Below are 23,197 nucleotides of genomic sequence, written 5' to 3'. Positions count from 1 at the left end.
GCAAAAGTAATGCATTTCTATTTATAAACAAGTCTATTGAATTTTAAAAAATTGTATCTTCGTTTCCTATGAATACAAACGATATCAAAGCTATTAAACAGCTTCTTAGTACTCCAAAAAACATTGTAATTGTACCACATAAAAATCCAGATGGCGACGCTATTGGTTCTACCCTAGGGCTTTACCATTATCTTAAAAAGCTAAATCATAATGCCAGGGTCATTACTCCAAATGATTATCCAGACTTTTTAAAATGGCCTCCGGGAGAAGAAACTATTCTAAAATACGATACTCAAACCGAAGAATGCAACACTTTAATTTCTAATGCTGACATTATTTTCACTTTAGATTTTAATGCATTTCATCGTACAGGGAAAATGGCACCAAGTTTGGAAAGTAGCGATGCTATTAAAATTTTAATAGACCACCACCAAGAACCAGACGATTATGCTACTTACATATATAGTGATGTAAATATGAGTTCTACTTGCGAAATGGTATATCATTTTATCGATATGCTAGATGATACCGATAAAATTGATGAGGACATTGCAACCTGCCTCTATTTAGGCATCATGACCGATACAGGCTCCTTTAGATTTCTTTCAACTACGAGCACAACGCATCGTATTGTTGCTGAGTTAATAGATAAAGGCGTAAAAAATGCAGATGTGCATAACAACGTTTATGACACAAATAGCTATAATCGTTTACAATTACTAGGCTGTGCTTTGACCAATTTAAAAGTGCTTCCAGAACTTAGAACAGCATATATTACATTATCCCAAAACGAGTTACAAAAATTCGATTATAAAAAAGGAGATACTGAAGGCATCGTAAATTATGCGCTATCCTTAAACAACATTGTTTTTGCAGCAATTTTTATTGAAGACAGACAAGAGGGTATTATTAAAATATCCTTCCGATCAAAAGGCAACTTTTCTGTCAATGAATTTTCCAGAGCACATTTTAACGGCGGCGGACATAATAACGCTGCTGGCGGAAGAAGCGAAGTCTCTCTAAATGAAACTATTGAAAAATTTATTAGTATATTGCCTAGTTACAAAGACCCCCTGAATAATGAATAAAATACTTACCTTAACAGCTTTACTCCTCGCTTGTTTAGCTTGTAAAACGCCCGAAGCACGCAAACCAGAATCGGTTAGAACCGGATCGTTTATCGATGCCTCTGTTGAAAGAAACAAAAAACTCAATGCTAAAGAACAGGCATTGATAGAACACATAATATCAAAAAATGGCGATAACACATACATTGCTTCTGAAAATGGTTTTTGGTACCATTATAATACCAAAACAGATGAAGCAACAGGTTTTACTCCGAAATATGGTGATATTGTAAATTTCTCCTACAACTTAAAAGATTTAAAAGGCAACTTCATATATCCAGAAACTAATTTCAAAAACCTTGATTATGCCATGGACAGACAAGAACTGTTTACCGGTTTAAGAGAAGGCTTAAAATTGATGAAATCTGGAGAAACTGTTACATTTTTGTTTCCATCACAAAAAGCCTATGGTTATTATGGCGATGAAAATAAAATTGGCACAAATGTACCTTTAATATGTGAAGTTACCGTAAACTCTATTACCAAATCTCAAGAAAATTAATATGAATAGATTGAATACTTTAACTGCTAGTTTACTAGCGGTTTTTGCATTATGCCTTTTTAATTGTAAATCGCAATATCCTGATTTAAAAGATGGTATATATGCTGAATTTATGACCTCCAAAGGCACTATGGTTGCAAAATTACACTACAAAAAAGTGCCCGTTACTTCTGCAAATTTTATTTCGTTAGCCGAAGGCACAAATACTTTGGTAGATGATAACTACAAAAACAAAAAGTTTTTCGATGGCTTGATTTTCCATCGGGTTATAGATAAATTTATGATTCAAGGTGGTGACCCGACGGGAACAGGCTCGGGAAATCCAGGATATCGCTTTATGGATGAATTTCATCCTGATTTAAAACACGATAAACCTGGGATTTTATCGATGGCAAATTCTGGTCCAGCGTCTAATGGGAGTCAGTTTTTCATTACCGAAGTCCCTAAACCAAATCTCGACAATAAGCATAGTGTTTTTGGCGAACTGGTTATTGGTTTAGATATTCAAGATTCTATTTCAAACGTTAAAACAGACCCTAGAGATAAACCCATAGATAGTGTTATCATCAATCAATTAACAATTATTAGAAAAGGGAAACACGCTAAAAAATTTGATGCCCCAGACGTTTTTAAAAATCATTTTACAATTGAAGAAAAACGCAAGAAAGATGAAAACAAACGAAAAGAGCGCATCTTGAATGATACAAAGGCAAAACATAATTTACAAAAAGAAAAAGCCACCACTCTAGACTCTGGTTTAAAATATTATGTTTCAAAAAAAGGTAAAGGAGAAGAACTTAAAGAGTTTTCTCGGGTTATGACGCATTATGCATTATTCTTTGAAGACGGAAAACTTTTGGATACTAGCGATTTAAGTTTAGCCGAAGCTTTGGAAGCTGTAAACGAAAGAAAAAAAGCTGCCAATGCCTATAAACCTATCAAAGCAGATTTAAGTCCAGACGCTAGTATGATTGCAGGATTTAAAGAAGGCTTAAAAGAATTACGAGTTGGAGATAAAGCCACCTTATTCATTCCGTATCATTTAGGTTATGGCGAAGCTGGAAACAGAGGTATTCCTCCAAAAACCAATCTTATTTTTGAAGTTGAAATTTTGAGTCTTGCTAAATAGCTAAGCATAACTTTAACACTTAAATAGTTCTAATCACTTATATTTACACGGTAAAAATAGATTCATGCACATATTAAAATTCGACTGGAACCCTATTACGGGAATAGATATTGTTGGGAATTTCAAAATACACTTCTATAGCCTCATGTGGGTTGTTGCTTTTATTTTGGGTTGGTACATTATGAAACGTATCTATACCAAGGAAAAAGTATCTCTGGACCACCTAGACCCTATGTTTATTTATGTGGTATTATCTACGATGTTGGGTGCGCGTTTAGGACATGTTTTGTTCTATCAATCTGAATTAATTTCTCAAGATTTCTGGAGTATCTTTTTACCTTTTAGTTTTAAAAACGGGGTTGAATTCACAGGTTTTCAAGGATTGGCAAGCCATGGTGCAGCCATAGGAATTATTGTTGGAATGTACTTGTACCGTCGAAAATATAAATATAAATCTGTGTTATGGATTTTAGACCGTATCGTAATTCCAGTAGCTTCTGGTGCTGTATTTATAAGAATTGGAAATTTTATCAACTCTGAAATCATTGGAAAAGCCTCTGGCGATTTTCCTTTAGGCGTTCGGTTTATTCAAGACTATTATAATAAATACGAAATAGTTCAAAAAACAGGCATTAAAAATGTCCAAGAAGCTTATAATTCCGTTGCTAATAATCCAGAATTACTGGAAGCTGTGCCTTATAGACATCCTGCGCAATTGTACGAATCGTTTTGTTACATTTTTGTATTCTTAATTCTTTTGTATTTCTATTCAAGAACTACAAAGAGAGATCAAACGGGTTTCCTTTTTGGCTTGTTTTTAGTGTTACTTTGGACGATTCGCTTTTTTGTTGAAAGAGTTAAAGAACCTCAAGGGGAAGAATATATTAATTGGTTTGGTTTAAATACAGGACAATGGTTAAGCATCCCTTTTATTCTCATTGGTCTTTATTTTATGTTTGGTTATAAACCTAAAACACTTGTAGTTTAGTTATGAAACTGAGGCTCGGTATATTTCTTTTAAGTATAGCCTTTTTAAGTGTTAGTGTTTTATCCTGTAAAAAGGAAACATCCAAAATTAAGCAAACCGAAGTTACTTTTAAAAAAGAAGGCGAGCTTTCAATTTTTAAAACCGAAACCGATGCTTTAAAAGCTAAGTTAGATATTGAAATTGCAGATACCGATTTTGATATTCAAACGGGATTGATGTACCGCAATAAAATGGCATCTAATAGAGGGATGCTTTTTGTTTTTGATGATGAAACCGAACGTTTTTTCTATATGAAGAACACCAGAATTCCGTTGGATTTGGTGTATATCAATGCGAATAAATCTATTGTAAGTTTCCAAAAAAACGCTAAACCATTTGATGAAACCTCATTGCCTTCAAAAGCTCCTGCAAAATATGTCTTAGAAATTAATGCGGGGTTAGTTGATGATTTGGGGTTACAAGTTGGAGATTCTGTTTATTGGGACATTCTTTAAATTTACACGCGAAACAAACATACTTTTTTATAAAAATGTTTAGACATAATAAATGAAACATATATTCTTAAATTTTTGGTAGTCAATTAATTTATAACCTTGATATTTTCAGACCCTTCAGGTTTTTAAAACCTGAAGGGTCTTGGTTTCAGTAACATAACTGTTGTTTAATAAAGATTATTTTTTTTATGTCACATATTTTACAACTTCTGGGGATTAGTAAACTATAGAAATTTCCTTAAAAGACTTACAACCTAAATTTCGAGGGAAATATCTAGATATCTGAAATTTCTCCAGAAAGAGTATTGAGGAGCTGGGGTTTTTGTTTGGGAATAAAAAAGCAGAATCTTTTGAACTTGCTATTAACAGTATTGTGTTACAGTCGTTTTTATTTTTAAATAATTTTGACAAAATAGACCTACAAGGGTTTTAAAACCTCGCAGGCCTTAGACTTTTAAATTTAAATTATGGCTAGTAATTTTTGTCATCTATAAATTTATTGAATTTATAGTTTCAGAATTAAATTCATAATCATTCTATTTTAAAAACTCCCTGAAATTTTCATTAGTAATCACTTTTACTTTTGTTTGGTACGTGTCCTGAAACGTTTTAGGGATTTTCACTTTACTCTTAGGATTCCATTTTATTTCAAATCCTGTAACTGTTCCAGCTTCTTCCTCTACATAATCAATTTCTTGTTGCTGCACAGTTCTCCAAAAATAGCCTTTTGCCAAAGCATTAGTATAAGCTCTGTATTTTAATCGTTCTGCTATTAAAAAATTCTCCCAAAGGTTTCCCTTATCCTGACGAATTTCTAACGGATTTAAATCGCCAATAATCATATTTCTAACGCCTGTATCATAGAAATATACTTTCTGATTGGTTCTTATTTCATTTCTTAAACTTTTACTAAAACTTGGAAGCTTGAAAACAACATAGGCCTGACAAAGCAAATCGATATAATTAGATACTGTTTTTTTATCGATTCCTAACAATTGTGCCAATTCATTATAACTTACTTCACTCCCGATTTGAAACGTTAAGGCACGTAATAGTTTTTCTAAAATTTCAGGTTTACGAATACTTCCATAGCTCAATACATCTTTGTAGAGATAACTATCCGTTAATTGTTTTAGAATGTCTTTTTCATCTCCAAAATTATTGATAACATCTGGATACATGCCATAAACAATACGCAATTCTAACTGCTGTTGTGCTTTTAGATAGCCAACATTATTTTCAAATTCGCTCCACGAGATAGGATATAATTGGTATTCCCATTTTCGTCCTGTTAACGGCTCTTGTGTTTGGTTATTAAGTTCGAAAGCAGATGAACCACTAACGAGTAATTGTACAGATTTCAGTTGGTCCGTGATTAACTTTAAGGTTAAACCAATATTATCAATGCGTTGTGCTTCGTCAATAAAAACAATAATATTATTTCCAATGATATTTTTAAGTTCCTCTATATTTGGATTGGTTAGTAATTTTCTAACTGTTGGATCATCTCCATTGAGAAATAGATGTTCCTTATCCTTCAATAGCTTATTAAAAAGAGTAGTTTTACCAACCTGTCTCGGCCCAATTAAAAAAATAGCTTTTCCTTTACCAAAACGGTTACTAATTTGCGCCTCTAAATCTCTTTTAATCATATTCAGGGATTATAATCCTCAAATTAGTCTAAATTTGGTTTACTGATACTTTTCAAGCGCTCTTCTAATTGCGGGTTAATTAATGACAATTGCAGACAAACCCGCGTTAGGGATAGCAGCGGCATCCTTTTTTAAGAATAAGGAGAACTGACTTTAGTTTAGAACTAGAATTTTACAGATTGTCACAGTCGTTCCTCCTTCGCAATGACGCTTAAAAAAGATATAGCGGATAGCCCGACCCTTGTGGTAACGCCCAACTTCTCGATACATACCTAAATAAATCCGGTACACTCGAAGCAAAAAAAGCCCATCAACAAATGTCAATGGGCTTCTAGTAAAGAAAAAAGTTTGAGTTAGTTTTTCTTCTTTTTTCCTTCTAATTTGTTTACTGTATCGTACATTATTGGTGTTGCAATAAATAACGATGAATAGGTACCTACAATCACACCTACTATTAAGGCAAACATGAAACCTCTGATTGAATCTCCGCCAAAGATGAATATTGCTAACAATACTACTAATGTGGTTAATGATGTATTTAAGGTTCTACTTAATGTACTGCTTAATGATGAGTTCACAACTTTATCGAATTTCCAACTTGTGTGCTCGTTGAAGAACTCACGAATTCTATCGAATACTACCACGGTATCATTTAATGAATACCCAATTACGGTCAATATTGCTGCGATAAAAGCCTGATCTATTTCCATATTGAATGGCATGAACTTGTAGGTTAATGAGAAGATACCCAACACGATTAATACATCGTGGAATACCGCCGCAACTGCCCCTAGAGAGTATTGCCATTTTTTGAATCGGAGTAAAATATAAAGGAACACCACAATCAATGATCCTAAAATTGCCCAGAATGACGCTTTTTTGATATCATCGGCAATGGTTGGACTTACTTTATCGTTCCGCATCAAACCAATGGTTTTTGTTTCAGAATCGCTGATGAATTCATCATAGGTCATCCCGTCTAAATAAGGTTGTAACGCATTGAATAAAGTAGATCTTATTTCTTCATCTACTTCTGCTCCTGTTTCGTTTACTTTATATTTAGTGGTGATTTTTAACTGATTTGCATCTCCAAATGTTTTAGCGTTTGCACTACCAAAAACTGCAGGATCTGAAAGCGTACTTGTAATTTCGGACGCATTCATATCTTGAGCAAAACGCACTTGATATGTTCTACCCCCAACAAAATCTACACCTTGATCTAAACTGTTTGTAAATAAAGACCCTAAACTCAAAAGTATAAAAGCAGCCGAAATAGCATAAGCTACTTTACGCTTCTTCAAGAATTCTATATTAATGTTTCTGAATAGGTTTTTTGTAATTCCTGTTGAGAACTCTAATTTCCCGCCTTTCTCTGTGTACCAATCTACCAATAATCTTGTGATAAAAATTGCCGTAAATAAAGAAGTTGCAATACCAATTAATAACGTAGTTGCAAAACCTTTAATTGGTCCTGTACCGAAAATGAATAAGATTAACGCCGTTAAACCCGTTGTAATGTTGGCATCTAAAATAGATGATAATGCATTACTAAATCCGTCTTTAACAGCTTCTTTTTGTCCTTTACCTTTAGCTAATTCCTCTCGAATCCGCTCGAAGATAAGTACGTTTGCATCCACCGACATACCGATAGTTAGAACGATACCTGCAATACCAGGCAATGTTAATACAGCTCCTAATCCCGATAAAATCCCGAAGATCAACAAGATGTTTAATAGCATGGCTATATCTGCAAAACCACCCGCTTTTCCGTAGTAGAAAATCATCCATACCAATACCAATACCAATGCGATCATGAAAGACATTGTACCACTATCGATAGCTTCTTGACCTAAAGAAGGTCCAACAACCTCACTTTGAATAATATCTGCTGATGCTGGTAATTTACCTGCACGTAATACGTTTGCTAAATCTATAGCTTCTGTTAATTCGAAATTACCGGAAATTGAAGAACGACCTCCAGAAATTGGACCGCTACTCACACCAGGTGCAGAATATACAATATCATCTAAAGTAATAGCGATAAACCCTTTTTCGTTGAATGCTTTAGTGGTCATTTCTTCCCAGATTTTAGCACCTTTGGAATTCATTTGCATAGATACTTCTGGCTCTCCTGTTTGTCCGAACGCATGTCTTGCATCTGTAATAACTGCTCCGCTTAATTCAGGAATATTATCTCTATTTCCAACTAGCGCATATAAATCTATAACCTCACTATTTTTTTCTGGCTTACCAAATGCAAATTTCGTGTAACGTAATTCAGCAGGTAATAAGGATCTAACTTTAGGAAGGTTTAAATATTCTTTTACCTGTTCTTTATCCTTAATATTTAATGCAGCAAGTGCCGCAGTATTTGGAGATCTAAATAATAAACTAGCTAAAGGCTCAACAGCGGTTTCTACAGCTGTAGAATCCGTAACAGCATCCCCTAAAAGGTCATCAATTTTAGCATCTGTAGCATCTTGCCCGTCTTGAGGCTCTTGATCTTCCGTTTCAGTTTTTGTATCTACTATAGATTTTAAAGTTTCGTTAGCTTGATTTATAAAGTTATAAAGGGCTTGGTCTTTACTGACTTCCCAAAACTGTAATTGTGCGGTACTTTGTAATAAAGTAGTGGCACGCTCAATATCCTTAACTCCTGGAAGTTCAACCAAAATACGACCAGAGTTTCCTAAACGTTGAATGTTTGGTTGTGTTACCCCAAACTCATCAATACGTTTACGTAATACTTCGAAAGCAGAAACAATAGATTCATCTATTTTGGTTGCGATGATGCCTTTTACCTCATCATCGGTCATACTACCGTCAATCTCTCCATCCAATGCTTTGGTGTAGAAAATATCTGGAGAAGCTAATTTTTTATCACCTTTAATTTCATCAAAGGCGATAAAGAAATCTTCTAAATACGTATTCTGACTGTCTTCCTGAAGCTTAGACGCATTATCTAAAGCCGTATTGAAAACAGGGTCTTTTGTATTATTTGCCAACCCTTTCAAGATATCTTTTACAGATACTTGAAGAATAACGTTTAAACCACCTTTAAGGTCTAAACCAAGGTTCATGGCTTTTTTCTTTACTTCGTTATACGTGTATTTGGCAACAAGTATATCCATTACGGTATCGGTAGCCTTTGCATCCAGATAGTTTACTTCTTCTAAACTTCTTTTGGCGCGATAATTTTCTTCAGATTCTGGGAATTTACTAATGGCTAGTTCCTCTGCTTCTTTTTCAATTTGATTGGCTTTAAACGTGAATGATAATTGGTAGATACTTACCAAACCAAACAATAAAGCAAACAATTTTATTAATCCTTTGTTTTGCATTTTTTGATGTATTATTAATATGAAATTTTAATAGCTTTCAGATAATGAAAGCCATAATTTTTTAAAGTATCTAGACTTTAAACATCTACATACTTGAAACTATTTTGTGAAGTTGTATTTGAACATCTTACACCCTATCTAGCAAACCGGTCCTGCTCTACTTTCAGGAATGTTGCGTAATGGGTCATTTATTGCGAGTGCAATAGTTTTGTTTACTTTAAATGCTACTCTTGAAATAGTAGTAGCTTTATAAGAATGAATCTGTAATGCTGATGAAACTATTTTAGGATTATAAAATCTAGCAGCTTCGGGTTTAAATTCTTGAAGCGTGATGCCTTCTAGTCCAGAATCGGTATCCTGTCCGTTATGGATTTCATTGACATCGAGATTATAGGTAATTGTGTGTTCTTCAAAAGGAAAGTCGGACGGTTCTTCTTCATCATCAGAATTCCCAAGTTCTGCCCTAATTCTTTTTGAAAGAATACGTTTTATAGCATCTACATCAGCATCACTATAATAGGTGATTTTTAGTCTGCCGTTTTGATTCTCTTTAACCTGAAAATTATGAACCCCGATGCTTTGAAGCTCTTTCTCCACAAGGATAATTGCATTTTGAGCATCGTCTGAAGTAACATCAACATTCTTAAATTGAAGTACTATTTCCTGATTAGGCAATGTGCTTTGTTGTTGATGCACAATACCTAATAGGGCCAGTAAAATTACTATAGCACTAATGTACTTTTTGATTCTCATGCGGCAAATATAAAAAAATAAAGGTTGTATGGTATAATTATCAAGGTAAATGCATTAAAATCAATAACTCTCTTTTCTTTTAGCCACGTCCCGAAGCGTCGGGATCACCAATAAGCACGCATTAATTGTTTAAACTTATTTGAAATTTGTGAAATGATTTATAAAACAAATCATACGAATAAAAAAATCTTTAGATTTTTCAAAAATCCGTGAAAATCTGTGAAATCCGTGTCATATTTCACTAAAAAGGCTACCAAAAAATTTTGATAGCCTTAATATATTTAAACTCGAACTTAAATTAAAGTTCCAATAATCCGTTAGTTTTAGAAACACCTTCAGCACTAGCTTTCATATGTGCTTTTTCAGCATCACTTAGAGGTACATCTACTATTTTTTCGATTCCATTTCGTCCTAAAATCACAGGAACTCCAATACAGATATCATTTAAGCCATACTCTCCTTCTAACAATGTAGAACATGGGAATAGTTTCTTTTGGTCGCATGCAATGGCTTGAACCAATGCACTTACTGCTGCACCCGGTGCGTACCAAGCTGAAGTACCTAATAATTTAGTTAATGTTGCACCACCAACTTTAGTATCTTCCATAACTTGCGCTAAGCGCTCTTCACTTAAAAACTCAGATACTTTAATACTGTTTCTCGTAGCTTGACTTGTTAATGGTACCATACCAGTATCACTATGTCCACCAACTACCAAACCATCTACATCACTAATAGGCGCTCCTAAAGCTTCCGCTAATCTATATTTAAAACGTGCAGAATCTAAAGCCCCACCCATACCAATAATTCTGTTTTTTGGTAAGTCTGTTGTTTTATGTACTAAGTAAGCCATGGTATCCATTGGGTTACTTACCACTATTAAAATAGTATTTGGAGAATGTTCTATTAAACTTGAAGATACAGATTTTACAATACCAGCATTTATTCCTATTAATTCTTCTCTCGTCATCCCTGGTTTACGAGGAATACCAGAAGTAATCACACAAATATCACTACCTGCAGTTTTAGAATAATCGTTGGTTATACCGTTAATTTTAGTATCAAAACCATTTAAAGAAGCGGTTTGCATTAAATCCATGGCTTTACCTTCGGCATAACCTTCTTTAATGTCTAACAACACAACTTCTGATGCAAAATCTTTAATTGCAATATATTCAGCACAACTTGCGCCTACTGCTCCTGCTCCAACTACTGTAACTTTCATAATATAATTTTTAGGTTGTTTTTATTGAATTTTAATACCACAAATATAAAACCGAAAACAGTTGTATTTTATGATTTAAGTCATGCAAAACTACTAATTATTCTACTTTAAACGAAAGAAGTGCACGATTTAATCGTGCACTTCTTCTAACTAAATTAAATAAAAACTAACTAAAAAAACTAAACTAAATTTATTAAAATATATTATCCTATCTAAACCCGAAGTTGATACCTACTGAAAAAGCATCAAATTCTGAGAGATGATATTCTGCGTTAAGCCTGAAGAAACCTAACTTTAATTTTGTGCCTATGGTACCTCTAACTGCCGAAACCTCGCTTGATACTGAAAATGGATCAACTATTGGGTCGGACGTTAATCCGCCATTAGAAACTCTATAAGTTCCCAAAGCATCTGAATTTGATTTTCCCTTGATATATCCAACGCCACCATAAAAATTAATTACTGGTAATTTTGTTGAGGCTATCAATTGTAATAACCATGTATTCGTATCTGTTTCCAATCGTTGATTATCACCTTGTATTCCTGATGATTCTGTTAAATCATATTGTGCATCTAAATGTGTATAAGCCACTAATCCAGAAACTGCAACTGGCCATAATTTATCGGCTGGCAACCAATCTGTAAATTCTATCTGCAAACCTGCTCCATACATACTTAAATTAACATCGTCCGTTTCAATTTTTGGAACAAAACGAGCTTTTAATTCAATGCCACTACTCAATCCAAGAGCTCCTTGTATAAAAGCAGTTGGTAACATATTGATATTTTCAGAGCCTATACCTGTTGGCAAGGTAATTGTTTGTTGTTGCTGCCCGAATATTGGGTCATCATAGGTAACAATAACTTCAACATCTGGATCATTTTCCCCTAAAGCCGAAGCTACCATCTGAGAGCTTCCACCTTGTGCGAATTTAACATTGTTATATAAATCTGTATTCATTAAGAATGATTTATTCTCATCCTTAATTAAAGACGCATTGGCGATTATTGATATTTCAAAACCTCCTAAGGGTTTTACTTTACCTGAGTTAAACCAGTTGGCATTCATACTGTGCATTAAACCATCAGCAGCCGGTTTTAAATAACCGTCTGCGAAACGTCCTGCATCTTCTGCACCTGCTGCTAAAAGCGCATCAATATCATTTTGTGCTTTTGTAATGGTTGTTACTAGGGCAAGTAACATAAATAGGGTCAACTTTTTCATTTGTTATTTTGATTTGGTGGTACAAACATATGAAAAAAAACATATAAAATTACATTTTATCGAAAAAAAATGCTTTTAAACGGATTTAATTCGATTTTTCAATATTAAAATTTCACTCTAAAACTCACGTTTGGCGTTAAGCCGAGTGACTTATTATCTATTTGGAGGGTTGATTGAGAATCGTTTGAATCCACCTCATAATATCTATTGATACTATTCTTTCTATCTAAAACATTTATAACACCCGCACGAAATACGCATTTAGTTTTATTTGAAAGATCAAAATCATAACTCAAAGAAGCGTCCAATCGCATGAAGTCGTTCAGGTTTTCACTATTTGGCGCGCCATAATTGACAAACGTATTATTACCGTTTTGAACGGTTTCATTGCCTTCAACAGGTTTTGTATAAGGCTGACCTGAACGCCATATACCACCAAGGGATGCTTTAAAATTCTTTAGAATATCATAATTAAACGCTGCGGATGCCGAATGCCGTATATCTACATTATTGGGAAATGTTGAAGGTGTTAAGGTTTCAAATTCATAATCATTCATACTGTACGTATAACTTACCCAAGCACTATATGAATCTGCCGTTTTATTCACTAGAAATTCTACGCCTTTAGCATCATAACTTCCAATGGCATTCAAATATTGAAAATTATTGTAAAACCCTTGATTAGAGACTGTAATACCATTTACATTTTTGTAAAACCCTTCAATATCCAACACTAAATTGTTTTTATTGAATTCGAAACCAAAAGACACTTGTTTACTTTCTGAAATTGGAATAGTCTGTTCGTTTGCCAAAATCCAACGCCTGTTTTCAACACCTAAAAAATCATCTTGAAAATCGATAATTTGTGTTGCCGATTGATTTTTAAACTCGCCTTGTAATTTGAATGCAAAAACGTTGGATAATTTTTGTCTAAAATTTAAACGAGGCTCAATAAGAAGTTTGTTGAACTTTTGAAAATAATTTGCCCTAACCCCAGCTCTTAAATAGGTGTTCCTCTTTTTGAATTCCAATTCTGTGAAAAGCGCATGATTTAATAAAACGTCCTTTTTTTCACGATCATAACTTGGCGCACTAACCGTAGTCGCATTTGAAATCCCAATTTCGCTAAATTGGTAACCAGAAAACACATTAAAATTCTTTGTGATTTTAAACGTTGTTTTCAGCTTAACTCCTGTTTCCAAAACCTCATTGGCCTGCGTTAATCTCTGGTCGGTTTCAATTCTATAATCGGTGGCATCTACATTATATTGCGAATAAAACACATTAAAACTTGTTGAAAACCTATTACTCCAACGCCCATTCCAATTGATACCTGCGCCAAGATTCTTCTGTTTTAAATTGCTAGTTTTAGATTCAGTTTCATCATTATTGTTTGTGAAGTCTTCTTTGTAATCTAAATTATTATGAATTCCAATAACGTTCGCTCTAAACTTGTGATTTTCATTCAAATCGAAAAGCAATTTTGCGGTATAATCATAAAAGAAAAACTCCGAAGACCTATTACTTTCGCTAATATTATCACTATTCGTCGTCAACTCGCTATCTTGGAAACTACGTTCAAAGTAATTATCATAAGCAGGGGAACTAAAATAATCTGTGTAAGAGCGTCTTCCAGAAATGTGAATCGCCAATTTATTGCTGATTGGAATTTCCAAAAAAGCATCGGCATGAATTAAATTCGCTCCAAATCCACCTGAAAGCTCATTATTGATTTCATCTTTTGTAAACATATTAATGGTACTTGAAACGCCATCGCTAAACTCGCTTGATGTGCCATTTTTAGTAACCACCACTTTATTCGTTAAGTATGGGTTATATGCTGAAATCAATCCGAAAAAATGTCCCGAATGATACATTTTAATATTATCCCAAAGGATTAAATTTTGGTCGTTCGTGCCTCCACGTACGTTGATATTTGCAATACTTTCATTAACACTTTCTACTCCTGGCAAGGCTTGAATAGATTGTAAAATATCAGGTTCAGTCAATCCCGGAAGAATGCCAAATTTTTCAGAATTTAAAACGGTACTTCCATCAATTTGCTTTTGCAAACCTGTAGTTAAATATTTTGAAATTAAAATTTGATTGAGTGTTTCACTTTTCTCCTGCATTACAAGAGTTTTACATTCCCCATTTAAAACCATCAATGCTTTTGCCTTTATGGATTGTGTTTGAAAACCTAGGAATGATATGATTACGTTTTTATCTATTGGAACATCAGACAATCGAAACGCTCCATCAACATCAGTAATTACACCTTTTGTGGTATTAGCTATTAAAACTGAAGCTCCTAATAAAGGTTGATTATCGGTTTCAGAAATTAAAACCCCACAAATAGCAATAGTTTTGCCTATAGTAGATATGGTAATGTAGCGTTCATTTAAAAACTTAAAATTTAAGATTGTTGTTGCATTGAGTTTTTCTATGATGGCTTTTAAGGTATCATCTTCATTTGGTTTATCAACTAAAATCGTTTTAACATCATTTACAGAAAAAGAAAACTTCACATCAAATTGAGTTTCTAAATCAGAAATAAGGTCGATTAGAGGCTGTTTTTCTTGGGCTTCTAAAACACCTAAAAAACTAAAAACCATTAAAATAAAAGTGACTGAAAACTTAGTTAGATTCATAATTATAAAAATCTACTTTTTTACCGTTAATCTTATAGCTCAACTTTAATGGAATAGTTACAGATTGTAATGCGATATTTTTATCTAAATGTGTAAAACTACCCGTAAATAATTTTGAAGTATCAACATTTTCAGCAGAAATTGTGATGTCATATTGAATTTCCAATTCATCAATAACTTGCCAAAGCGGTACATTTTCAAAACTAGATTCTTTGGATAACCAAGATGGATTTTCAGCATTAAAGTCTTTCATGGCAACAAGTTCACCATTTACTATTCTAAACGTTTTCCCTGGAGTTAAAATCACTTTATTATTGTTTTGAGTCACACTTACAGAACCTTCATAACATTTTACTTCAAAATAATTATCGCGTTCCTTAACATTGAATTGCGTTCCTAATACCTGAATGGTTCCCGCATCTGTATGTACGGTAAACTGCTCGCCTTTAGTAACTTTAAAAAATGCTTCTCCATCTAAATCTAAGGTTCTACTTTTTTTCCATTCTTTTTTATTGAATGTTAATTTAGATTGGGCATTTAAAATGACTTCAGAATTATCTGGCAGATAGAGCGTTTCTGTTTGGGCAAGCTCTGTTGTAAATGATTTTGTAGTATTGAAAAACAAGAAGTAAGAAGATGTAAGCAACACGACCAAAACAGCTGCAATTTTCAAAAATGATTTAAAATTAAGCGGAATAACCTTAGGTGCTTCTTTCTTAAAACTTCTGGTTTTAAAATCAGCTAATGCTTTTTCAGCATCTATTTGTGGCACTTCTATTTGCTTGGTATAAAAGCTCGCTTTTTCTAAAGCCGAAAAGTCTTCGTTAGGATATAATGCCCTAATCTCTTCAGTAGAAATTTCGCCATCAAACCATTTTAATATGTCGTTTTCTCTTTTCATTACTTTAACGCTTTACAAACTTAAGACACCTATATCTGTATTTACCCTACGCTTTTATTAAAAAAAACTAAATAGTTATGCCTTCCATCTTTTTACGCAAAATCTTTAAAGCCCCAGACATTCTTTTTTCAACCGTTTTTTGTGAAATATCAAGAAGTTCGGCAATTTCTCTATACTTTTTATCTTCAATTCTATTTAATAAAAAAACTTCACGCTGCTCTTCACTTAAATCTGAAATCACAGTTTGCAACTTCTGCTTGAATTCTTCTTCTTCCAATAAATATTCAGGACTTAAATTTGTGCTGTCCATATAAGGCGATGCTTTAGCATAAGATAGCACCACTTTTTGATGCCGTACTGAATTCAGAAATAAATTATTCACCGTTGTAAATAAATAAGTCTTAGCTTTTAAAAAATCTATCTTAGAACAATTTTCCCAAATTTTGGCAAATGCATCTTGCACAAAGTCTAATGCTGCAGCTTTGTCTCCACATTTGTAAAACGCAAAATTATTAACCGCTTGAATATGTTCTAAATAAAAAGAATTAAAGTATAATTCTTCGCATAGTTTAGGTTTGGAACCACTCATAAATAGATTCTAATTTAGGATGACACAAAAATAGATATAAAAAATTTAAAATTTAATTGATTGAAATTCAAGAAATTAAGAGTTTGCTCGAATAAAATTCAAAAAAAGCGTAGGGTAAATTTAAAACTAAGAGTCTTAAAGTTGTGGAACAATAAAGTACAACACTATGAAACTTGACATTATCATCAAAATTATAGAAGCCCTTTTAAAAACAATTCTTGTACTTTGCATTTTAGCCTCCATAAAATTAATACTAAAAATAATATTCTAGAAAACCGTAGGGTAAAATTAAAACCAAGTGTCTTAGGTACAGAAAGCGAAAAAAATCGCTATGAAAAAGAAAAAAATCATTAACCCAAAACATTAAAATCATGAAAAATTTCAAATTATTAACCGCAATTTTATTAGTATCAATTTTATCATTTACATCTTGTCAAGATGAAATTGATAACGAAAACGGAAACCGCGAAAACACAAATAGTGCAAGTTCCCCTACTGCAAACAACCTAGAACGTTCCTCTATGTATGACGGCAGTTTTGACGATTTTTTAGACGGTATGTCTTGTTCATCAATATTATTACCTGTTACTGCAACAATTAATAATACCCAAATAACCATCATCAATGAATCGCAATACAACCTAGTTTTAAATATTCTAGGAGAGTTTACAAATGATGACGATAGTATTGAATTTCAATTCCCGCTATCTGTTAGATTGAGTAATTATACTGAAGTTGTCGTATCAAATCAAACTGAATATGATGCGTTGATGAATGCTTGTGAAGCCGCAGAAAACGAAGCCAAAAACGCAATTAATTGTTTAAATATTGATTTTCCAATTACTATTTTAACGTTCGATTTAAACGTTGACCAAACAGGAAGCGTTGTCATTGAATCTGAACAACAACTATACGCTTACATGAATAACTTTGGAGATGATGCGCTGTTTTCAGTAAACTACCCAATTACGGCCACATTAAATAGCGATACCGTTGTAGAAATTACTAGCGATATGGATTTAAGCACCAGAATAAATGAATGTTTAGGTATTGAAGATGATATGGACGAAGCTGAAGAAAATGCAGATAAATTAGAAAATATTTTAGTTGAAGGTACGTTTAAAGTAGAATCGTTTGTAGTTGCGGGCGTAAATACCGCTAACGATTATGCAGATTACACTATAGATTTCGCCAACGATTTATCATGTACTGCTAAAAACACAGCAAATGCCGCTATCGAAGATGTTCAAGGAACTTATACTGTAGCTTCTGAGCTAGACGTATTTTTATCATTAGCATTTTCAGGAAACGCAACTTTCGAATTATTAAACAACACATGGGAGGTAACAAGCTACTCAGAAAGCTCAATCTCTCTAAAAAGTACAACAAATGCTGCGATAACTCTAGTATTAACCCAAATCTAAAACTAGATCAGCATTTGCTTCGTATGTTATGGTAAAGCAGTTACCTTCCCCAAATGGTAGCTGCTTTCAATTTAAAAAAAACAATAAAAATGAAACAATATATATCAATAGCACTTTTGTTTGCAACGTTAATTTTTGGATGCTCTAAAGATGATTCAATTTCTCAGGAACAAAACAATCCAATAAATAAAGTTTTTAATAGACAAGCTACTGGAAGTTCTGCCAACGATTTGCTATCCAGCAACGCATTCAAAAGTATGGTTATTGAGCTCGTTTATGTTGAAGGTTTTGAACCTACTCAAACATCTATCGATAATTTCGTTTCGTTTTTAAACAATAGAACATTTAAACCGAACGGTATAACTGTTGAAAAACGAGTAATTCCATCACCAGGAAAAGACACGTTCACTATTGAAGACATTGCAGATATTGAAAAAGAAGAACGGGAAAACTACAACTCTAAAGATAAAATTGCTGTTTGGGCACTTTTTGTGGATGGTAAATCAGAAAATGATTCTGGAAATAAAGTAACACTAGGAACTGCTTATTGGAATACCTCATTTGTTATTTACGAAGAAACCCTTAAAAACTTAAGCAATAGCCCTTTTGAACCAGACAGAAGTTTATTGGAAACCACTGTAATTAACCATGAGTTCGGACACATTTTAGGGCTTACTAATTTAGGGTCTGAAATGCAAGATGAACATGAAGACGAAGAACACCCTAAACATTGTGATGTTGAAAGCTGTTTAATGTATTGGTCTGCCGAAACAGGAGCAGGTATAACAAACATGACCAACATGAATTCTGCACCACAATTAGACGCACAATGTATTGCTGACTTGCAAGCTAACGGCGGCAAATAAAACACCCCATTAATTTTAAATTTTAATACAATGAAAACTAAATTCTTAATTTTAGTAACAATACTGTGCGCAATGTTCAACTTAAATGCACAAGATCCAAACACATCTAAAACTGGCATAAAACTAGGTTACAACTTAGCCGCCATAAGTTTTGATGGCGATTCAGAAACAGGACAAAGACATGGATTTCATGCTGGATTTTATGGTGAATCATTTGTATCAAACGCTGTTGCTTTTCAAGTTGAATTACTGTATTCCCAACAAGGTTATGAGCTAAAAAATAATAGCGGTACGTTTACCCAAAAGCTCGACTATATTAACTTACCGCTTTTACTGAAAATATATCCTTCGGAAAACTTCTTTTTTGAAGCTGGTCCACAAGCAGGTTTTGCAATTAGTCATAAAGAAGAGTTTGATAGTAATTTCAATCTGTTCAATACTTCAAATGAATTTGAGCCTCAAAACTTTGATTGGGGCGTGAATTTTGGTGGCGGATTTAAAACCGATTCCGGGGTAAGCCTTGGTGTAAGATACCATCTTGGTTTGGGAGACATCTATGATGAAGGATCTCCTCAAAACAGAGTATGGCAATTTTCTTTAGGATTTGATTTCTAAAAAACCCAAATCATACTATTAATTAAAGAGACTGTATAAAAAAGTATATCATTAACTTTTTGTCACATTGAGCATTACTGAAATAAAATATATTTTTATTGAAAGTACCTTTTAAAGAAAGTGAAATGCATCGAAATTTAGAATTACAAGTTTTTCGACTGCGCTCAAAATGACATTAAAATTACTTTTTCATACAACTTATTTCTCATCGTTATCAAAAATCATTCAATAAAGACAACATTTCCATAGGGTAAAATAAAGTTTAAGTGTCTTATTAATGAATGCTCACTTAGAGCAAATTAATAACTTTAAAATTAAACGTTATGAAATTATTTAAAACATTAGTATTTGTATTAGCCATTGGTTTTTCTTGTCCAATCTATGCTCAAGAAACTGAAACCGGAAGCGAAAATACCATGGATAAAAAATCGTATTACGAAAAAAGAGCAGCAGAAGATGCTAAATTCGAGCAACAATTTAAAGCCGAAAATGAAACCGAAGAAGAAGCATTTTGGAAAGAACAAAAAGCTTATGAAAAAGAATTAAAACGAAAAGACAGAAAAGCACACCGTGCTTACATGAAAGGTAAAAGAGATGCGTATGCTGAACATTATGAGCATTGTGATTCGCATTGCCATCACGGACACCACTATTACAACCACGCATCTTTTTACTATTACAGATACGATGGCTATTATTATAACAGATACCCAAACAGAAGAAGTACTGTTAATACCAATGCAAGGGTGAGTACTCCACGAGTTCGTGTAGGTTTAGGATTGTAAATCCTATTTGAATTAGTCATAAATCCCAATATAGGAATAAAATACCTTGGGGCAAGCCCGCGAGGTATTAAAATTCTAAAAAGCGAAAACTAAATTCCAAAAAATAAAAACGCAACCATTTCTGGTTGCGTTTTATTTATAGATACAGACGCGATTAATCGCGTCTCCACTTTGAGATCGCGTCTCCACTTTGGGATCACGTTTTTTTGGGAAACGGGATGAACCGCGTTTTTTAGAAACGCGATGAATCGCGCTTTTTGGGAAACGCGATGAATCGCGTTTCTACTTCACTTCTTCAAAATCTACATCTTCAACATCACTACCTTCTCCTTGTCCGTTTTGACTGGCATCTGGTCCTGGTTGTGCTTCTCCTCCACCTTGTGCTTCGGCTTGCGCTTTGTACATTTCTTCAGAAGCTACCTTCCAAGCTTCGTTTATTTTATCTAAAGCTGGAGTAATTACCTCTAAATCTTTAGTTTCGTAAGCTTTTTTCAATTCTTCTAAAGCATCAACGATGGGTTGCTTTTTATCTTCCGATAATTTATCACCAAACTCTTCCAATTGCTTTTCCGTTTGGAAAATCATAGAATCAGCTTCATTCAGTTTTTGAGCTTGTTCAGCTGCAATTTTATCTGCTTCTGCATTTGCTTCAGCATCCGCTTTCATCTTTTGGATTTCTTCTTCACTTAAACCAGAAGACGCTTCAATTCTGATATCTTGTTTCTTACCAGTGGCTTTATCTTCAGCCGATACTTTAATAATACCGTTGGCATCAATATCAAACGTTACTTCAATTTGTGGTGTTCCACGTCTTGCAGGTGGAATATCACTTAAATGAAAACGTCCAATGGTTTTGTTATCTGCCGCCATAGCGCGTTCACCTTGTAATACGTGAATTTCTACAGAAGGCTGATTATCTGCCGCAGTTGAGAATATTTGCGATTTTTTGGTAGGAATCGTAGTATTCGCATCAATCAATTTTGTAAATACGTTACCCATAGTTTCAATACCAAGAGATAATGGCGTTACATCAAGCAGTAATACATCTTTAACATCTCCGGTTAAAACACCACCTTGGATACCAGCACCTAGAGATACAACTTCATCTGGGTTTACACCTTTACTTGGTGTTTTTCCAAAGAATTTCTCAACTGCTGCCTGTACCGCAGGAATACGTGTAGAACCACCTACTAAAATCACTTCGTCAATATCGCTTTTACTTAAACCAGCAGCTTTTAGCGCCGTTGAACATGGTTCGATAGTACGTTTTACTAAATCGTCAATTAATTGCTCAAATTTAGAACGTGTTAATGTGCGCACCAAGTGTTTTGGTCCACTTGCAGTAGCCGTAATATAAGGTAAGTTAATTTCTGTTTGCGCAGAAGACGATAATTCAATCTTTGCTTTTTCAGCAGCTTCCTTTAAACGTTGTAAAGACATTGGGTCTTTACGTAAGTCCATATTTTCATCTTTTTGAAACTCATCAGCCAACCAGTTAATGATTTTCTCATCAACATCATCACCACCTAAATGCGTATCACCATCTGTAGAAAGTACTTCAAATACACCATCTCCTAATTCAAGGATAGATACATCATGCGTTCCTCCACCAAAGTCAAAAACCACTATTTTCTGGTCCTTACCTTTTTTGTCCATACCGTAAGCTAAGGCTGCAGCGGTAGGCTCGTTAATAATACGCTCTACTTTTAAACCGGCAATTTCACCAGCTTCTTTAGTAGCCTGACGTTGAGAATCATTAAAGTAAGCAGGTACCGTAATTACAGCACGTGTTACCGTAGCACCTAAATAATCCTCAGCAGTTTTCTTCATTTTTTGAAGAATCATAGCCGATAATTCTTGCGGCGTATATAATCTGCCATCAATATCAACTCTAGGCGTATCATTATCACCTTTTACCACTTTATAAGGTACACGTTCTGCTTCTTTTTTAGACTCAGAATATTTATTCCCCATAAAACGTTTAATAGAATAAACCGTTTTAGTTGGGTTTGTTACCGCTTGTCTTTTCGCCGGATCACCAACCTTAATCTCACCGCCTTCTACAAAAGCAATTACCGATGGTGTTGTTCTTTTTCCTTCCGCGTTAGGAATAACTACTGGCTCATTACCTTCCATCACAGAAACGCAAGAGTTGGTTGTTCCTAAATCGATTCCAATAATTTTACTCATAATATATTTTTTTATTGTGTTGAATGTTCATTTTTAAACTCGGTGTGTATAAGTCAATCATTATGCCAACCAAAAAATTATGACATAGTGTCATATTTTAGTTTGCAGTTAGCAGTAGGAAGTCAACAGTAGGCAGTAAACAGTATTCAGTCTTACTCAAACCTCATAAAAGTCGCAGTAAACAGTGTCACTCATGCGTAATCAAACTTTGGACTTCTGTTATCCGTCTTCCATCAAAATTTTTCTTTTGGGCGCAACCATAAGGGTCGGGCTTCACTACTCGCTACCTTCTAAAAAGTCGGGGAGATCAATCACGCCGTTCAATCTCTAACGCGGGCAAGTCCGCAAAATTTCGTTTTTTTCCTGAGTTTATGGCGTACCTTTATAAGTAAGACAAGAAAAAACCAAAACATTAAGTAAATTCTCAAAAGAAAAGCATACTACTAATGAGAATCAAAGTACAGTATCCACGCCGCTACTATCCCTAACGCACTTGTTCGCTAAGTTCTGTTATAGCTGAAAATTTATTTTTTACTTGCGGAGGTTTTTCATCTTAAAATTCTATATAATAAATATTTACTTTTTTTTTAATATAGTTTTAGATTGCTAGTGCTCGTTCAATGTCATTAAGTTAAGACCTTTTCAAATGCTATCTTTTTGATTTTTAGTTATTTTAGGCTTAATTCGAGTGCGATATTTTCCTGTATTTCGTTCAAAAGACCTGTTTGGTCTTATTGGAA

General features: G+C 33.9%; 18 protein-coding genes. 9 read left to right on the top strand and 9 right to left on the bottom strand.

What is annotated here, in order from left to right:
* Nucleotides 1–68: 68 nt before the first annotated feature.
* The 5 genes from ABXQ82_RS14450 (at nucleotide 69) to ABXQ82_RS14430 (ending at nucleotide 4,240) form a co-directional block, all read left to right on the top strand.
* Complete coding sequence (locus ABXQ82_RS14450) at nucleotides 69–1,088, top strand: bifunctional oligoribonuclease/PAP phosphatase NrnA (RefSeq protein ID WP_367061164.1); 1,020 nt, start codon at nucleotides 69–71, stop codon at nucleotides 1,086–1,088.
* Nucleotides 1,081–1,629: a gliding motility-associated peptidyl-prolyl isomerase GldI gene (gene gldI / locus ABXQ82_RS14445; protein ID WP_367061161.1), complete on the top strand. Its 549-nt coding sequence runs from the start codon at nucleotides 1,081–1,083 to the stop codon at nucleotides 1,627–1,629. Before ABXQ82_RS14450 ends, gldI begins: the two co-directional genes overlap by 8 nt.
* A gap of 1 nt (nucleotide 1,630) precedes the next feature.
* Complete coding sequence (locus ABXQ82_RS14440; RefSeq protein ID WP_367061158.1) at nucleotides 1,631–2,758, top strand: peptidylprolyl isomerase; 1,128 nt, start codon at nucleotides 1,631–1,633, stop codon at nucleotides 2,756–2,758.
* Nucleotides 2,759–2,822: 64 nt separating this feature from the next.
* Complete coding sequence (gene lgt, locus ABXQ82_RS14435) at nucleotides 2,823–3,746, top strand: prolipoprotein diacylglyceryl transferase (RefSeq protein WP_367061155.1); 924 nt, start codon at nucleotides 2,823–2,825, stop codon at nucleotides 3,744–3,746.
* 2 nt (nucleotides 3,747–3,748) lie between these two features.
* Nucleotides 3,749–4,240 (top strand): DUF192 domain-containing protein, encoded by a 492-nt coding sequence (locus ABXQ82_RS14430; RefSeq protein WP_367061152.1) that lies wholly within the window; start codon nucleotides 3,749–3,751, stop codon nucleotides 4,238–4,240.
* Between the two features lie 536 nt (nucleotides 4,241–4,776).
* On the opposite strand, the gene ABXQ82_RS14425 is transcribed toward ABXQ82_RS14430, so the two are convergent.
* From ABXQ82_RS14425 to ABXQ82_RS14390, 8 genes are all read right to left on the bottom strand, one after another.
* Nucleotides 4,777–5,892 carry an ATP-binding protein gene (locus ABXQ82_RS14425; RefSeq protein WP_367061149.1) on the bottom strand — a complete coding sequence of 372 codons (1,116 nt, stop codon included), beginning with the start codon at nucleotides 5,890–5,892 and terminating at the stop codon, nucleotides 4,777–4,779.
* Between the two features lie 353 nt (nucleotides 5,893–6,245).
* Complete coding sequence (gene secDF / locus ABXQ82_RS14420) at nucleotides 6,246–9,233, bottom strand: protein translocase subunit SecDF (RefSeq protein WP_367061146.1); 2,988 nt, start codon at nucleotides 9,231–9,233, stop codon at nucleotides 6,246–6,248.
* Between the two features lie 138 nt (nucleotides 9,234–9,371).
* Complete coding sequence (locus tag ABXQ82_RS14415; RefSeq protein WP_367061143.1) at nucleotides 9,372–9,986, bottom strand: hypothetical protein; 615 nt, start codon at nucleotides 9,984–9,986, stop codon at nucleotides 9,372–9,374.
* A 298-nt stretch (nucleotides 9,987–10,284) separates the two neighbouring features.
* The gene (locus tag ABXQ82_RS14410) at nucleotides 10,285–11,211 is read right to left on the bottom strand and encodes a malate dehydrogenase (RefSeq protein ID WP_367061140.1); all 927 of its coding nucleotides are present in this window, start codon (nucleotides 11,209–11,211) and stop codon (nucleotides 10,285–10,287) included.
* A 208-nt stretch (nucleotides 11,212–11,419) separates the two neighbouring features.
* Nucleotides 11,420–12,436 carry a DUF6588 family protein gene (locus ABXQ82_RS14405; RefSeq protein WP_367061137.1) on the bottom strand — a complete coding sequence of 339 codons (1,017 nt, stop codon included), beginning with the start codon at nucleotides 12,434–12,436 and terminating at the stop codon, nucleotides 11,420–11,422.
* A 104-nt stretch (nucleotides 12,437–12,540) separates the two neighbouring features.
* Nucleotides 12,541–15,087: a carboxypeptidase-like regulatory domain-containing protein gene (locus ABXQ82_RS14400; protein ID WP_367061134.1), complete on the bottom strand. Its 2,547-nt coding sequence runs from the start codon at nucleotides 15,085–15,087 to the stop codon at nucleotides 12,541–12,543.
* The gene (locus ABXQ82_RS14395; RefSeq protein ID WP_367061131.1) at nucleotides 15,074–15,988 is read right to left on the bottom strand and encodes a FecR family protein; all 915 of its coding nucleotides are present in this window, start codon (nucleotides 15,986–15,988) and stop codon (nucleotides 15,074–15,076) included. Before ABXQ82_RS14395 ends, ABXQ82_RS14400 begins: the two co-directional genes overlap by 14 nt.
* A 67-nt stretch (nucleotides 15,989–16,055) precedes the next feature.
* The gene (locus ABXQ82_RS14390; RefSeq protein ID WP_367061128.1) at nucleotides 16,056–16,577 is read right to left on the bottom strand and encodes a sigma-70 family RNA polymerase sigma factor; all 522 of its coding nucleotides are present in this window, start codon (nucleotides 16,575–16,577) and stop codon (nucleotides 16,056–16,058) included.
* A 371-nt stretch (nucleotides 16,578–16,948) separates the two neighbouring features.
* Between ABXQ82_RS14390 and ABXQ82_RS14385 the strand changes: the two genes are divergently transcribed.
* From ABXQ82_RS14385 to ABXQ82_RS14370, 4 genes are all read left to right on the top strand, one after another.
* Nucleotides 16,949–18,001, top strand: coding sequence for a hypothetical protein (locus tag ABXQ82_RS14385; protein ID WP_367061125.1), 1,053 nt, complete (start codon nucleotides 16,949–16,951; stop codon nucleotides 17,999–18,001).
* A gap of 89 nt (nucleotides 18,002–18,090) precedes the next feature.
* Entirely contained in the window at nucleotides 18,091–18,867 is a 777-nt protein-coding gene (locus ABXQ82_RS14380; RefSeq protein WP_367061122.1) for a membrane metalloprotease, read from the top strand.
* 30 nt (nucleotides 18,868–18,897) lie between these two features.
* Complete coding sequence (locus ABXQ82_RS14375) at nucleotides 18,898–19,482, top strand: porin family protein (protein WP_367061119.1); 585 nt, start codon at nucleotides 18,898–18,900, stop codon at nucleotides 19,480–19,482.
* Between the two features lie 323 nt (nucleotides 19,483–19,805).
* Entirely contained in the window at nucleotides 19,806–20,267 is a 462-nt protein-coding gene (locus ABXQ82_RS14370; protein WP_367061116.1) for a hypothetical protein, read from the top strand.
* A gap of 282 nt (nucleotides 20,268–20,549) precedes the next feature.
* On the opposite strand, the gene dnaK is transcribed toward ABXQ82_RS14370, so the two are convergent.
* On the bottom strand, nucleotides 20,550–22,457 hold the full coding sequence (dnaK, locus tag ABXQ82_RS14365; RefSeq protein WP_367061113.1) for a molecular chaperone DnaK: 1,908 nt from the start codon (nucleotides 22,455–22,457) through the stop codon (nucleotides 20,550–20,552).
* Between the last annotated feature and the right edge of the window lie 740 nt (nucleotides 22,458–23,197).

The organism is Algibacter sp. 2305UL17-15, from assembly GCF_040720935.1.
Taxonomy (GTDB): Bacteria; Bacteroidota; Bacteroidia; order Flavobacteriales; family Flavobacteriaceae; genus Jejuia.
Note: the sequence above shows the minus strand (reverse complement) of the source record. Positions and strands in the feature narration are given on the sequence as shown.

Excerpts from the sequence above, each read along its gene's own strand:
- ABXQ82_RS14440 (WP_367061158.1), top strand. The coding sequence starts at position 1,631 with ATGAATAGATTGAATACTTTAACTGCTAGTTTACTAGCGGTTTTTGCA.
- ABXQ82_RS14405 (WP_367061137.1), bottom strand. The coding sequence starts at position 12,436 with ATGAAAAAGTTGACCCTATTTATGTTACTTGCCCTAGTAACAACCATT.
- ABXQ82_RS14450 (WP_367061164.1), top strand. The coding sequence starts at position 69 with ATGAATACAAACGATATCAAAGCTATTAAACAGCTTCTTAGTACTCCA.
- ABXQ82_RS14380 (WP_367061122.1), top strand. The coding sequence starts at position 18,091 with ATGAAACAATATATATCAATAGCACTTTTGTTTGCAACGTTAATTTTT.
- secDF (WP_367061146.1), bottom strand. The coding sequence starts at position 9,233 with ATGCAAAACAAAGGATTAATAAAATTGTTTGCTTTATTGTTTGGTTTG.
- ABXQ82_RS14395 (WP_367061131.1), bottom strand. The coding sequence starts at position 15,988 with ATGAAAAGAGAAAACGACATATTAAAATGGTTTGATGGCGAAATTTCT.
- gldI (WP_367061161.1), top strand. The coding sequence starts at position 1,081 with ATGAATAAAATACTTACCTTAACAGCTTTACTCCTCGCTTGTTTAGCT.
- ABXQ82_RS14400 (WP_367061134.1), bottom strand. The coding sequence starts at position 15,087 with ATGAATCTAACTAAGTTTTCAGTCACTTTTATTTTAATGGTTTTTAGT.
- dnaK (WP_367061113.1), bottom strand. The coding sequence starts at position 22,457 with ATGAGTAAAATTATTGGAATCGATTTAGGAACAACCAACTCTTGCGTT.
- ABXQ82_RS14375 (WP_367061119.1), top strand. The coding sequence starts at position 18,898 with ATGAAAACTAAATTCTTAATTTTAGTAACAATACTGTGCGCAATGTTC.
- ABXQ82_RS14410 (WP_367061140.1), bottom strand. The coding sequence starts at position 11,211 with ATGAAAGTTACAGTAGTTGGAGCAGGAGCAGTAGGCGCAAGTTGTGCT.
- ABXQ82_RS14390 (WP_367061128.1), bottom strand. The coding sequence starts at position 16,577 with ATGAGTGGTTCCAAACCTAAACTATGCGAAGAATTATACTTTAATTCT.
- ABXQ82_RS14415 (WP_367061143.1), bottom strand. The coding sequence starts at position 9,986 with ATGAGAATCAAAAAGTACATTAGTGCTATAGTAATTTTACTGGCCCTA.
- ABXQ82_RS14425 (WP_367061149.1), bottom strand. The coding sequence starts at position 5,892 with ATGATTAAAAGAGATTTAGAGGCGCAAATTAGTAACCGTTTTGGTAAA.
- ABXQ82_RS14370 (WP_367061116.1), top strand. The coding sequence starts at position 19,806 with ATGAAATTATTTAAAACATTAGTATTTGTATTAGCCATTGGTTTTTCT.
- lgt (WP_367061155.1), top strand. The coding sequence starts at position 2,823 with ATGCACATATTAAAATTCGACTGGAACCCTATTACGGGAATAGATATT.
- ABXQ82_RS14385 (WP_367061125.1), top strand. The coding sequence starts at position 16,949 with ATGAAAAATTTCAAATTATTAACCGCAATTTTATTAGTATCAATTTTA.
- ABXQ82_RS14430 (WP_367061152.1), top strand. The coding sequence starts at position 3,749 with ATGAAACTGAGGCTCGGTATATTTCTTTTAAGTATAGCCTTTTTAAGT.